Genomic DNA, 12,047 nt, shown 5'->3' with positions numbered 1-12,047 from the left:
AATCTTACGGCCGGGGATTTGATCGACCCTATCTAAAAATCCAAAGAATCTAGTAAGCCATGCCTTTAAATACCGGGTCTTTCCATATTATCCCTCCCGTTCCAATTGGCGGTTAAATCTTCGAAGCGTAACACAGCTTCCAGTTCGAACCAACAGTAATAAACTTTACTCTTCATGGCCTATTATATCATTTACTTTTTCTGAAAATCGTTTCAAGGATCAGTCATTCCTTTTGTCTATTTAAAATCAATCTTGTTACAAATTGCGAATTACACATATCTGGACTTTTATATATCTACATCATTATTTATTTTTATTGCCGTTAAAACTTTTATCAATTGCATTTATCACAACCAAATAAATGAACACATGAAACTCACAGGATCAATTGAGATTATCACAAAGGTTGATGTATACCTCATGATCATGCGAGTTCCATCCAACCAATAACTTAACTATAATTTATACGGATGAAAAAGGTCGTTTTCTCGGTCATCATTTTCACCATCGCCTTATTGGCGCTATTACGGATTCTGTACACCCCGCCGTTGCCCAATCTAAAAGAGATGAAGCTCAGGCAGGAATATGCCATCAAGCCCACACCAGTGGTCGACCATTCCTCGTTCCCCGAACTGCAAAAGGACTTTAAGACCCCGCAAGAAGTCACGGAAGCTTGTATTGGCTGTCACAACCAACGCCACAAGGAAATCATTGCCTCAAGTCATTGGAACTGGGAACGCATTTCATATATTGAAGGACGCGGTATTGCCTCCATCGGGAAAAGCAATGTGATCAACAATTTTTGCATCGGCGCCACCTCCAATGAGCAGGCTTGTGCCAAATGTCATATCGGTTTTGGCATGGGAAGCGACCAGTTTAGCTTTGAGATGGCCCGCAATGTGGATTGCATGGTTTGTCACGACAACAGCGAAGAGTATATCAAAGGAGCTTCCATGGCCGGCTATCCCGATCGGTCGGTCAACCTGACCAAAGTGGCACAAAATGTGGGACGCCCCCAAAGCATGAATTGCGGATCCTGCCATTTCTATAGCGGTGGGGGAAATAATGTGAAACATGGCGACCTGGAAGATGCACTCCTGTCTGCCACCAGAGAGGTAGATGTACATATGGCCGTCAACGGAATTAATATGACCTGTGTGGATTGTCACTCAGCCGAAAATCATCAGATTAAAGGAAAACTCTATTCGGTATCCTCCGGCAATGAAAACCGACTCACCTGCGACCACTGTCACACCAACACGCCCCACATGGACCGGATGTTAAATCTTCACACCGCCCGTGTGGCTTGTCAAACCTGTCATATTCCTACTTATGCCAAAGTTAATCCCACAAAAATGGAATGGCGATGGTCGGAAGCCGGAAAACTAAAGGACGGACATCCTTACCACATCGTAGACACTCTCTCCGGCGCCGAAACGTACATGTCCATAAAAGGATCATTTGTTTGGAAAACCAATGTGGAACCCGAATATTACTGGTTCAACGGCCAGGCTTCCCATTACATTTTGGGGGATAAGGTAGACTCCATCCCGGTTCAGGTCAACCGCTTAATGGGTTCGGCCCATGACGGACAATCCCAAATATTCCCGGTTAAGGTACATCGCGGGGATCAGATTTACGACCCCCAAACCAATATGCTGATACAACCCAAGCTTTGGGCATCCCAAAAGGGCGACAGTGCCTACTGGCAGGATTTCGACTGGAACCTGGCAGCCGAAGCAGGCATGAAACGCGTTGGTCTTCCCTACAGCGGAAAGTATGAATTTGTTAAAACCGAAATGTACTGGCCCGTCAACCACATGGTTGCCCCCAAAGAGATGGCCCTGTCGTGTGAAGAGTGTCATAGCCGCAACAACAGTAGACTGGCCTCATTAACCGACTTTTACATGCCGGGACGCGACACCAATGCCGCCATCGACCTGTTTGGCAGGTTATTTATTATGGCTGCCCTTGTTGGCGTAATACTACATGGTCTGGGCCGCATTACGGCATCGATAAAAAACAATGAGATAGAGTCGGAAGAAATCAACACCCAACGATAAAAATAACGGCAATGGCAAGAGTTTACATCTATAAAAAATTTGAACGCTTCTGGCACTGGACCCAGGCTCTCCTTATATTCTTTCTGGCCCTTACCGGTTTCGAAATTCATGGAAGTTATTCTTTTCTGGGCTATGAGCAGGCGGTCGAATCGCACCGGGTGGCAGCATGGATGCTGCTCATACTGATTGCCTTCTCCATCTTTTGGCATTTCACCACGGGTGAATGGCGGCAGTATATTCCCACCTTTTCCAAGCTTAAGGCACAAATTCACTATTATACTGTAGGTATATTCAAAGGGGAACCTCATCCCACCCGCAAATCACCAAGAAACAAACTCAATCCCCTGCAGGCACTGACCTATTTGGGATTTAAACTGGTCATGGCGCCAATGCTTATTGTTACAGGACTGATATACATGTTCTACCGAACCATTGATGCCAATAATATGATTATCATTAGCGAACTACCTTTGGCCACAGTGGCATCCATACATACCCTTGGCGCCTATCTGATCATCATGTTTGCCATCGTTCATGTTTACATGACCACAACGGGTGAAACCCCCACATCCAATATCCGCGCAATGCTTACCGGATATGAAGATCTCGAGACCGAAGACAATGAAACCAACATAAAGGAACCCAAAGAACAACTAACAGCGACTACTGATGAACGGAAAAAATAAATACATGAACCCCTATCTTGCCGGAGTACTTCTGGGGTTTGTTCTCTTAACCACCATTTACATCACCGGCCGTGGTTTGGGCGCCAGTGGCGCCATGAAAAGTGTGGCTGTCAGTGCCGTTAAAGCAGCCGCCCCCGAACACTATAACACGACCACCTATTACCGGGACTATGCTTCCGACCATCCTCAAGGTCCAATGAAGTCATGGCTTGTATTTGAAATGCTGGGCGTTTTGGTTGGTGCCTTCTTTTCGGGTGTCCTATCGGGACGTATAGGACTGAAACTGGAAAAAGGCCCCGGCGTAACCAACACCGCACGTCTGCTGGGCGCCATAGTCGGCGGTTTTCTCTTTGGGTTTGGTAGTCAGTTGGGACGCGGATGCACCAGCGGATCAGCCCTCAGTGGAATGGCCGTGATGTCTTATGGCGGTATCATTACCATGCTCGCCATCTTTGGCAGTGCTTATGCTTTTGCATGGTTCTTCAGAAAAATGTGGATTTCACGATAACCTTATTATAACCATAAACTATGGCACCATTAATTCCGGATATTATTGCTCCCCAATACAATTTTCTCATTGCCTTCATTGTCGGTATAGGCTTTGGTTTTGCTCTCGAACAGGCAGGTTTTTCATCCACTCGAAAGCTGGTTGGTCTCTTCTACGGTTACGACTTCACCGTCTTAAAAGTGTTCTTTACCGCCGGCATAACGGCCATGATTGGCGTTCTTCTTCTGAACCACCTGGAACTCCTCAATACCGGCATTATCTTTGTCAACCCCACTTTTTTACCCTCAGCTATTACCGGAGGTATAATCATGGGCCTGGGTTTTGTAGTTGGCGGATTTTGTCCGGGGACAAGTGCCTGTGCCGCCGCCATAGGAAAAATAGACGGATGGGCTTTCATTCTGGGCGCTACATTAGGAATATTCACTTTCGGAGAGGTCTTTCCGCTTATTGAAGGGCTATACATGGCTAATCCTCAAGGACCCGTACTCATATACAATGTACTTGGAATAAGTCCTGCCACCTTCGCGTTGCTGATGACATTTATTGCAATCGTAGCGTTCCTCGTTACCGGCATCATTGAAGACAAAGTAAACCGCAAACCCGTAAAAATATTCAACGGACAATGGAAAAATAAAACAATCGCGGCTGCTATTCCTGTGATATTAGTTATTCTCATCCTTATCACCCCTTCACGCAAGGAGTATGTCATGCAGAAACTTGAGGCGCGAGCTGCTGCAGGTGAATGCAAACCCGACCTCATCGACCCGGACCAACTGGCTTTTGAATTGGTTAACAACTACTATCACTATAATGTAATCGATGTTCGAAGCCCGGAAGAATACCAACAATTTCACATCGCCACAGCCATCAATATTCCTCTGGACGAATTGCATAACCCCGCTTATCGGGAATTGCTGAATCAACGTATTCAGACCAATGTGTTCTACGGTGCTTCTCCCTTACAGGCTAAGAAGGCATGTCTCATAGCTCGCTATCACGGCAACACAACCAGCCGGGCACTAAACGTTACGGCTGATGAATTCAAAGAGATTTTTTACGGACAGCTGGTCATGCCTGACAATCCCACCAAAGAAGAACAGACTGTGATACTATTCAGACAGCAGGCCGCTCTTAAAATGAATGAGATTGAAAACAATCTGGCCTCCAAACAAAAACCGGTGAAGAAAAAAATCACCCGAGTTCAGGGAGGGTGTAGTTAAGATCTGTTATCTAGAAACAAATAATTATCTTACTGCCTCCCCTTCGGCAAACCTCTTATTTTACCAGCAAAGCGACAAGCCAGAACCCTTATTGCATTCAAACCTATCGCATCCATCTTTTGGTTAGAGATTGTATTTTCTAGGGGATACAAATAAAACAAACCTACAAACAGTCACTAATAAAAACCCCGATCCTATTGCTTTTTATTCAAAAAACCATGCTCAAGTGAATAAACTCAATGCAATCCCTCCTTTAAATAACAATTAGCATCATCCCCATTCATACGCCTCCCCCACATCAGCTATGAGGACAAATAGAGAAAATAAGTGTAATATTCACTTTTAATTATTACTCCTATTGTCCACAAAACCATTTTTCTCTATTTTGCCGTCCGATAAACACCAACAACAATAAAATTCATTAATCCATCATAATAATCAAACTTTAGCATTATGAAAAAGATTCTATTTTACTTGATCTTTTCATTAACATTGACCGGCAATGTTGTTTTTGGGCAGGATCGGTTAAGGTTGGATGTTGATCATACTGTAGCAGAAGTAACACCTTATATGTGGGGCATATTTTTCGAAGACATTAACTTTGGCGCTGACGGTGGATTTTATGCCGAACTGGTAAAAAACCGTTCCTTCGAATTTTACGAACCCATGATGGGATGGAAAGAGGCAAAAAAAAGAGAAGGAGAGGGAAAAATTTTCATTCTAAAGAGAGAACAACAAAAACCGGCGAATCCCACCTATCTGCGCATCGACAGCCGGAGTGACAAAGGCCTCTTTGGCGTGGTTAATGAAGGATTTCGCGGCATGGGGATCAGAGCAGACGAACCCTACTACTTTTCAGTCCTTGGCCGTCAAGTAGGCGAGTTGAGGCCTGAGGTTTTGGTAGAACTGGTCAGCTCCAAAGGAGAGGTTCTCGGGAGCACCACAATCAGCGGGTTTTCTCGTGAATGGGGAAAAGTGGAAGGATCCTTCACCTCATCCCAAACCGATGCCAAAGCCACCCTTCGTGTTTTGGTCAATGGAAAAGGCATTGTGGATATGGACATGATCTCCCTTTTCCCCGAAAACACGTGGAAGAATCGTAAAAATGGTCTGCGTGCCGATCTTGTACAAATGTTGTATGATCTCCATCCCGGCTTTTTGCGCTTCCCCGGTGGATGCATTGTGGAAGGGCATGACCTTAGCCTGCGCTATCAATGGAAAAAAACCGTAGGTCCGGTAGAAGAACGGGAAATGATCGTCAACCGGTGGAATACGGAATTTATGCATCGACATACACCCGACTATTATCAATCTTTTGGACTAGGATTTTTTGAATATTTTCTTCTGGCAGAAGATATTGGTGCCGAACCCCTGCCTATCCTCAATTGTGGGATGGCCTGTCAGTATAACACCGGTGAGCTGGTTCCTCTGGATGAACTGGATCCCTACATCCAGGACGCTTTAGATTTAATCGAATTTGCCAATGGCGATATAACGACTAAATGGGGAAAATTAAGAGCCGAAATGGGACATCCAAAACCTTTCAACCTCAAATTTCTTGGAATAGGTAACGAACAATGGGGCGAGCAATATGTGGAACGATATAAAATATTCGCCGAGGTGATTCGACAAAAACATCCGGAAATTGTATTGGTAGGCGGCTCCGGCCCAAAACCGGAAGATGAACGCTTTCATTATTTGTGGAAAGAAATGAAAGATGAAGAAGTTGATCTGATGGACGAACACTATTATATGAGTCCGGAATGGTTTCTCAGCAATGCCGATCGTTACGATGATTATGATCGTAACGGACCAAAAGTATTTGCCGGCGAGTACGCTGCTCACGGACCTGACAACGACCATCCTATGTCAAAAAACACCTGGCTGAGTGCATTAAGTGAAGCAGCCTTCATGACCGGTCTGGAACGTAATGCCGATGTGGTAAACATGGCTTCTTATGCCCCTTTGATGGCCCACATCGAAGCCTGGCAGTGGCGCCCCGACCTCATCTGGTTCGACAACCTCAATGTGGTTGGAACCCCCAATTACTATGTACAAAAGCTTTACTCAACCCTCACAGGCAGTGAAGTATTAAACATTACTCTGGACGGGCAGCCCCTCACCGGACAAAATAAACTGTATGCCAGTGCTTCAAAAGATATCAAAGAAGGAAAGATTTACATCAAATTGGTGAATGCGTCCGACAATCCCAAAGAAGTAAACGTCAGCATTAACGGCGGGGCCAAAGTCAGCAGAAACGCAACCGCCTACCTGATGACAGCCGACGATCCACTGGCTTTCAACACCTTTGAAAATCCCCAAAAGGTTGCTCCGGTTCAATCGGAAATCAAACTCAAGGGAAAGGCAATTAAAGAAACGCTGCAACCTATGTCTTTTTATGTCATTGAAATAGATGCGAAATTTTAATTGGAGCGGGGTCCGTTAAGATTGCATCCTTGTTTGAACACACGATATATTTCAAGAATTGGATATTTACATCCAAATTTTATTAAACACCGGTCAATCAGATAGCCGGATGAATGATCAAAACCCCGCAATACGATAAAATCATCTCTAAACAGCCCGGCAACATTCGCTCGTTCCCTATGGAATCAACGGTTGCCGGGCTTTATGCTTCCAGTCCAAACCGGTGTAATACTTTTACCTTGTCTTTTCTTTGGTACCAGTCGTTATGCACAAACGCCAAAGTCCTGACTGAAAACCTACCAAAGAAACGATTTCTGTTTCTCTCTATTAGATCAAGAAAGGCTGCTTTGTTTTGAAGTTTATCTCTCACTCTCAGGATGGTTGCATGGGCAGTTTGCAGGACATACCGCTTATCAAGCGATTGTTCCAACGCTAAAGGCCTGAAATGTTTCCGCAGGTTGTTACGCATTTGTTCAAGCGTGTCATCCAAAGGGAATCCCTGCACCATCAGGCAGGACGGGGAAGCGGTAAGCCCTCTGAATTCAAGGTCAAAAGCCGAAATTCCCTCCAAACTCTTTTGGATAACACCCACATAATCTTTTACGGCAATCTTCGTTATATCAAACCCCTCATAGCACGAGATGATCGACATCACCGTTACATGAAGATCGGTTTCGGGATAAAAATACTGATTGGGCTCAATGGCTTTCAACTCTTCCAGAAATGCGATCATTTCCTTTCGCACATGACCATCCGGCCGAAGCAGCAAGGTCACTCCGTATCTGGAGTCGGAAGGTGCATCGATTAAAGGATCCGGCTCATACTGATCGGTCTTAATTTTTTGCACTGATTCCTGAAATAAACGATTATAATGTTGTGCTAAATCCATTTAATAAGTATTATTTCTCAGTCCATTCATTCACGATACCCCATCTCCTGCACAATTATTATTTAACACTGCTGAAAATCAACTTCATTGAAGTTAGGATTCGGGCAGACCATAAAGATAACCATTGTTCAAAAACAGCTAAAAAAAACGCGGGCAGAGTGGCAAAAACCTCTCTGCCCGTGTTTCCTCTTCCATTTCAAATCAAAAAGTAAGTATTAACGATCAATGATCTCTCTGGCTCCAAGATATTGATTATACAATTCGGGATGATCATTGGAGGCCAGTTCCAGGATGATATCGATCTTATCTTTCAATAAGTCGTCTGCTTCCTCCATGAGCGCTTCCACCTGCTCGGAGATATTTTTCCGCACAACAATAGCTTTACGAATGGTAGATTGCCGCTCATCGAACTCCTTGAAAGCGGCGGTCAGTTCATCCATTTTTTCGGTGGTCAAGCCATAGGGTTCAGCCTCTGTAAGGCATGCTTCAGCCTCCTGAATAACCTTTTGCGCTCTGGCAAGTAGTTTTTGCTCTGAAATTCTGGAAAGACTGGACAATGTAAAATCAATGTTTTCCAATAACGATTCATTGTCTGAAAAAGTAGCATAAGCCTTCAAGATGCGCACCACCAGCATGGTGGCTTTTATCAGCCGCTCTCTGGCAGCGGCTTTTTCCTGTGTAAGCCCTGAAGTTTTGGTGACAGCATGACTGTCAAGCTCTCCAATAGAGGATAGTAAAGACGAAAATTTCTCAAGCATTTCGCTAAAGTGCAGGTATTGTCCCAGAGTAGCAGAATGATCTGAAAGGAAGTCCCGCACTACTTTAAACATATTGAATTTGTTTGCTTGTCTCTTGTCCATACGGCTAAAGTTTTAAGGTTTAACATTATGGAAGAGTACATTTTTATCTCGAGCATACAATATCGGAAGCTCTATATGTTCAAAACCGAACCGAATCCCGTTGGATTCTTAAATAACGACGAATGCCTTTCGCGTGCTAAAATTTCGCCTCTTTGAGGTTTCATCCGGTCACGCTTAAAAAATAGCCTAAATTAAATCCTTAACACAATTCATCACATTTATTAAACTAAGAATCTAACACATTAATTCACTACTCTTTAATCAACCGAACGCTGTTACAAAATTGCTCAATTAATCAAAAAAATGCAATATCTAAATGCATTTTTTGCAATTATCAATATCCTTTTTTTATAGCATTCGCCTTCAAAAAAATGAATAAACACCTGTGCTTAATCGTTAATTTTCTCAAGGATGTTACTGTAAATTGTGGAAATCAGCGGGTCTAGGACAAAATAGGGCAATTTGTTCAGGTGTGTTTTTAAATAAAAGAAAAAACTAATAATGGGCCCCCGATTGATGAATACACCCCCAAAAAAACGCCTCACTGGTTGAAATTTTTTGTCCAATTACGGTATTCGTATTTACAACCAATGTTGGTACCTTATCAGAGGATGCGGAAAGGATTCCGGCGCATGCAGATATTTATCCGGCCATTGCAGACCACTTTCCGGCCATTACGGTTGCCTTTGCAATGCCTGCGACTCCCTCTGCAACTATTGTCCATGGCCTTTCAACTGTTGCAGATGTCTTTGCAACCACTGCAGATGTCTTTGCAACCATTGCAGATCTCTTTGCAACCACTGCAGATGCTGTTGCAACCATTGCAGATGGTTTTACAGCCACTGCAGATCCATTTGCAACGATTGTAGATCTCTTTGCAGCCATTGCGGATGGTCTTGCAATCCCTGCGGACAGGGTTTCAACCTTTGCGGATGGCTTTGCAAAAAGTAACGGCGGGAAGTAAATGGATGGGATATGGATAATCCAGATGATCAAATCCTTAATTTAGCCAGGACGATTACCCCAAATAATGATTAAAACATATATATCAAAAAGAGGCCCTAGAAAAAAGGACCTCTTTGGGGAATTCAAGAGACTCACAAAACGACAAGAAACTTAATTATGGTTGGTCATATCAAATTTTAATTTCATCAGCTCTTCCAGATCATGTTCCGGACGCTCCAACTCATAGGGAATTGGCATTTTTGAGAAGGTTTGAAAATAGAGCAGACAAGCATCCCGCCACCAACGGGCTTCGCGTGCCTGTATTTTCAGTTTGCGCTGCACATGCTCGAACCGCTCTTGATCAATCATTCCCCTGAGACGATCCCACATTGCTTGCATCAACTTCACCTCGTCCACGCCTTTATAATAATGGTAACACAGATCATCCCACAGGGTGGTTCCTGAACTCATACGGTAATCCCATGGCAGATGATGAAACCAAAGCAAAAGGTTTTCCGGACATGTTTGAGGATTGTTAAACATCGAACGTAGAGGCTCGGCATACTGTTCCACGGCATTACTTCCCGATTGGCTTCGATCGAAACCGATGCCCGTCTCCGAAGCTTTGTGATAGTATCGAGGCAACCAATCGGGACGAGCGCCTTCAATCTCAGTCCAGGGCTCCGGACCATAATGATGATTCCACCCCATAAGATGGTGCAGTCCCAAAGGCGTCATATAATTCACCACCGCTTCTCTCGAACGCATCATGATATTCAGTACTGGATCGACAAATTGGGGATTATTCGTAAAGGTCATCTCGATCCATTCCCGTGCAATATCTTCGGCCTTAAGGGCATGGTTCCATGCCAGTCGTCCAAAAGCATACCAGTTGGCTTGTGCAAAATGATGCCCTGTCCAGTTGGTATCGCGTCCAATGTTGGCGACACCGGCAATGGCCGAATGTTCCTGTTGAAAGAGAGAACCATCCGTCACGCGGGCTACGGTAGAGCCACCACCATCGACAAAGGTATCGCTATCCAAACACTCTTTTTGCAGTGGTGCCAAAAACGCCAAATGATCAGAAAAGCCAAGGTATTCCTGAGTGATCTGAAATTCAACCATCAGGGATGTATTTTTCAACGCACCAAACAGTGGGCTAAAAGGTTCTCTGGGTTGAAAATCTACCGGTCCGTTTTTCACCTGAACGATAACATTTTTATGGAAGCGTCCGTCGAGCGGAACAAATTCCTTGTAGGCCTGTTTGGCGCGATCGTCTCCGGAGGGGGAATAGACAAAGGCCCGCCACATAACGATTCCGCCATAAGGTTCGAGAGCCCGCGCCAGCATGTTGGCCCCATCGGCATGGGAACGACCGAAATCCTGAGGTCCCGGCTGACCTTCAGAATTAGCCTTTACCAGAAAACCACCAAAATCGGGGATGGCATCATAAATCTCCTTCACCTTATTGTTCCACCATTGTTGCACCTCTTCCTTTAAGGGATCCGAGTCAGGCAGTCTGCCCAGGATGGCAGGCGATGAGAAATTAACAGACATATAGACTTTAATATGATAGGGCCTCAACACATCCGCAATACGGGCAAATTGTCGGATATAATCGCCGGAGAGCACCTTTGGGTCGGCATTCACATTGTTTAATACAGCACCATTAATACCGATGGAAGCATTAGCCCTTGCATAGGTAAGATATTGTTGTTTCAGCGCCTCAAACGATGCTTCACGATTCCACCAAATGGAACGTCCGGCATAACCTCGTTCCACCGTACCATCCAGATTATCCCAATGATTTAACAACCTAAACTCATATTTAGGTTGTTCAACGATGTTTACTGAATCCAGGGTCTGCCCGGTCTGCATCAGCCGAATGAGAGCAAAAGTGCCATATAGGATACCGGCATCGGTATTGGCCGATACGACAATTTTTTTTGTCCCTTTAAAGTCAACGGATTGTATTGCAAAGCCATCATCTCCACATTTTCTTAAAGCTTCCTCTAACCCCGGAATGTTCACTATCTGATGAAGTTTCTTTCCCATCAAAAGCTTACTCTTGGCAGGTTTGTTCTGAAGCCGAACATCCACCCCGATCAATCCTTTAAATGCCAGAGATAATTCCTCCAGGGCAACTTTTTCAGTATCTCCATCATCTAAGAAATAAACCTTCGAAAATGAAACATATTCAGACTGAATATCCTGCGGCAATGTTGCATACCTCAACCACAAATGTTCTCCGGTTTCGGGCATTGCTTTGAGAGATAACATCAACAGCCATGAAAGAAGAAAGACAAACTTATTTAATTGCATATCAATAAAATTGAACACTAAGTAACGATGTATAATCCCGTTTCAGAAACGGTAAAAAAAACCCCACACTCATCAGATTCAACACCACCAATGAGGCCTGTTATAGAAGAAAAATAATAATTGAAGA

Annotated in this window: 9 protein-coding genes; 5 read left to right on the top strand and 4 right to left on the bottom strand. The window is 44.2% G+C overall.

The annotated features are described in order from the left end of the window. Nucleotides 1–470: 470 nt before the first annotated feature. The 5 genes from ACT29H_RS09980 to ACT29H_RS09960 all read left to right on the top strand — a co-directional run bounded on the left by ACT29H_RS09980 (nucleotide 471) and on the right by ACT29H_RS09960 (nucleotide 6,904). Nucleotides 471–2,063, top strand: coding sequence for a tetrathionate reductase family octaheme c-type cytochrome (locus tag ACT29H_RS09980; protein ID WP_444821482.1), 1,593 nt, complete (start codon nucleotides 471–473; stop codon nucleotides 2,061–2,063). Between the two features lie 11 nt (nucleotides 2,064–2,074). Further along, on the top strand, nucleotides 2,075–2,749 hold the full coding sequence (locus ACT29H_RS09975) for a cytochrome b/b6 domain-containing protein (protein WP_444821481.1): 675 nt from the start codon (nucleotides 2,075–2,077) through the stop codon (nucleotides 2,747–2,749). Next, the gene (locus tag ACT29H_RS09970; protein WP_444821480.1) at nucleotides 2,733–3,257 is read left to right on the top strand and encodes a YeeE/YedE thiosulfate transporter family protein; all 525 of its coding nucleotides are present in this window, start codon (nucleotides 2,733–2,735) and stop codon (nucleotides 3,255–3,257) included. Before ACT29H_RS09975 ends, ACT29H_RS09970 begins: the two co-directional genes overlap by 17 nt. Before the next feature lie 20 nt (nucleotides 3,258–3,277). Beyond that, nucleotides 3,278–4,477 (top strand): YeeE/YedE thiosulfate transporter family protein, encoded by a 1,200-nt coding sequence (locus ACT29H_RS09965; protein ID WP_444821479.1) that lies wholly within the window; start codon nucleotides 3,278–3,280, stop codon nucleotides 4,475–4,477. Between the two features lie 453 nt (nucleotides 4,478–4,930). Beyond that, a complete protein-coding gene (locus tag ACT29H_RS09960) occupies nucleotides 4,931–6,904 on the top strand; it encodes an alpha-L-arabinofuranosidase C-terminal domain-containing protein (RefSeq protein ID WP_444821478.1) in 1,974 nt (657 codons plus the stop codon). A gap of 202 nt (nucleotides 6,905–7,106) precedes the next feature. On the opposite strand, the gene ACT29H_RS09955 is transcribed toward ACT29H_RS09960, so the two are convergent. The 4 genes from ACT29H_RS09955 to ACT29H_RS09940 all read right to left on the bottom strand — a co-directional run bounded on the left by ACT29H_RS09955 (nucleotide 7,107) and on the right by ACT29H_RS09940 (nucleotide 11,920). Next, on the bottom strand, nucleotides 7,107–7,793 hold the full coding sequence (locus ACT29H_RS09955) for a 2'-5' RNA ligase family protein (protein WP_444821477.1): 687 nt from the start codon (nucleotides 7,791–7,793) through the stop codon (nucleotides 7,107–7,109). Nucleotides 7,794–8,008: 215 nt separating this feature from the next. Continuing rightward, nucleotides 8,009–8,653: a hypothetical protein gene (locus ACT29H_RS09950; protein WP_444821476.1), complete on the bottom strand. Its 645-nt coding sequence runs from the start codon at nucleotides 8,651–8,653 to the stop codon at nucleotides 8,009–8,011. Nucleotides 8,654–9,295: 642 nt separating this feature from the next. Beyond that, entirely contained in the window at nucleotides 9,296–9,649 is a 354-nt protein-coding gene (locus ACT29H_RS09945; protein ID WP_444821475.1) for a hypothetical protein, read from the bottom strand. 120 nt (nucleotides 9,650–9,769) lie between these two features. Beyond that, nucleotides 9,770–11,920 (bottom strand): alpha-glucuronidase family glycosyl hydrolase, encoded by a 2,151-nt coding sequence (locus ACT29H_RS09940; RefSeq protein ID WP_444821474.1) that lies wholly within the window; start codon nucleotides 11,918–11,920, stop codon nucleotides 9,770–9,772. Between the last annotated feature and the right edge of the window lie 127 nt (nucleotides 11,921–12,047).

Source organism: Thermophagus sp. OGC60D27, assembly GCF_052400625.1.
Classification (GTDB): Bacteria; Bacteroidota; Bacteroidia; order Bacteroidales; family Marinilabiliaceae; genus Thermophagus.
Note: the sequence above shows the minus strand (reverse complement) of the source record. Positions and strands in the feature narration are given on the sequence as shown.

Bases quoted from the DNA above. Each gene is read 5' to 3' on its own strand.
- ACT29H_RS09980 (WP_444821482.1), top strand. From the start codon at position 471: ATGAAAAAGGTCGTTTTCTCGGTCATCATTTTCACCATCGCCTTATTG.
- ACT29H_RS09975 (WP_444821481.1), top strand. From the start codon at position 2,075: ATGGCAAGAGTTTACATCTATAAAAAATTTGAACGCTTCTGGCACTGG.
- ACT29H_RS09970 (WP_444821480.1), top strand. From the start codon at position 2,733: ATGAACGGAAAAAATAAATACATGAACCCCTATCTTGCCGGAGTACTT.
- ACT29H_RS09965 (WP_444821479.1), top strand. From the start codon at position 3,278: ATGGCACCATTAATTCCGGATATTATTGCTCCCCAATACAATTTTCTC.
- ACT29H_RS09960 (WP_444821478.1), top strand. From the start codon at position 4,931: ATGAAAAAGATTCTATTTTACTTGATCTTTTCATTAACATTGACCGGC.
- ACT29H_RS09955 (WP_444821477.1), bottom strand. From the start codon at position 7,793: ATGGATTTAGCACAACATTATAATCGTTTATTTCAGGAATCAGTGCAA.
- ACT29H_RS09950 (WP_444821476.1), bottom strand. From the start codon at position 8,653: ATGGACAAGAGACAAGCAAACAAATTCAATATGTTTAAAGTAGTGCGG.
- ACT29H_RS09940 (WP_444821474.1), bottom strand. From the start codon at position 11,920: ATGCAATTAAATAAGTTTGTCTTTCTTCTTTCATGGCTGTTGATGTTA.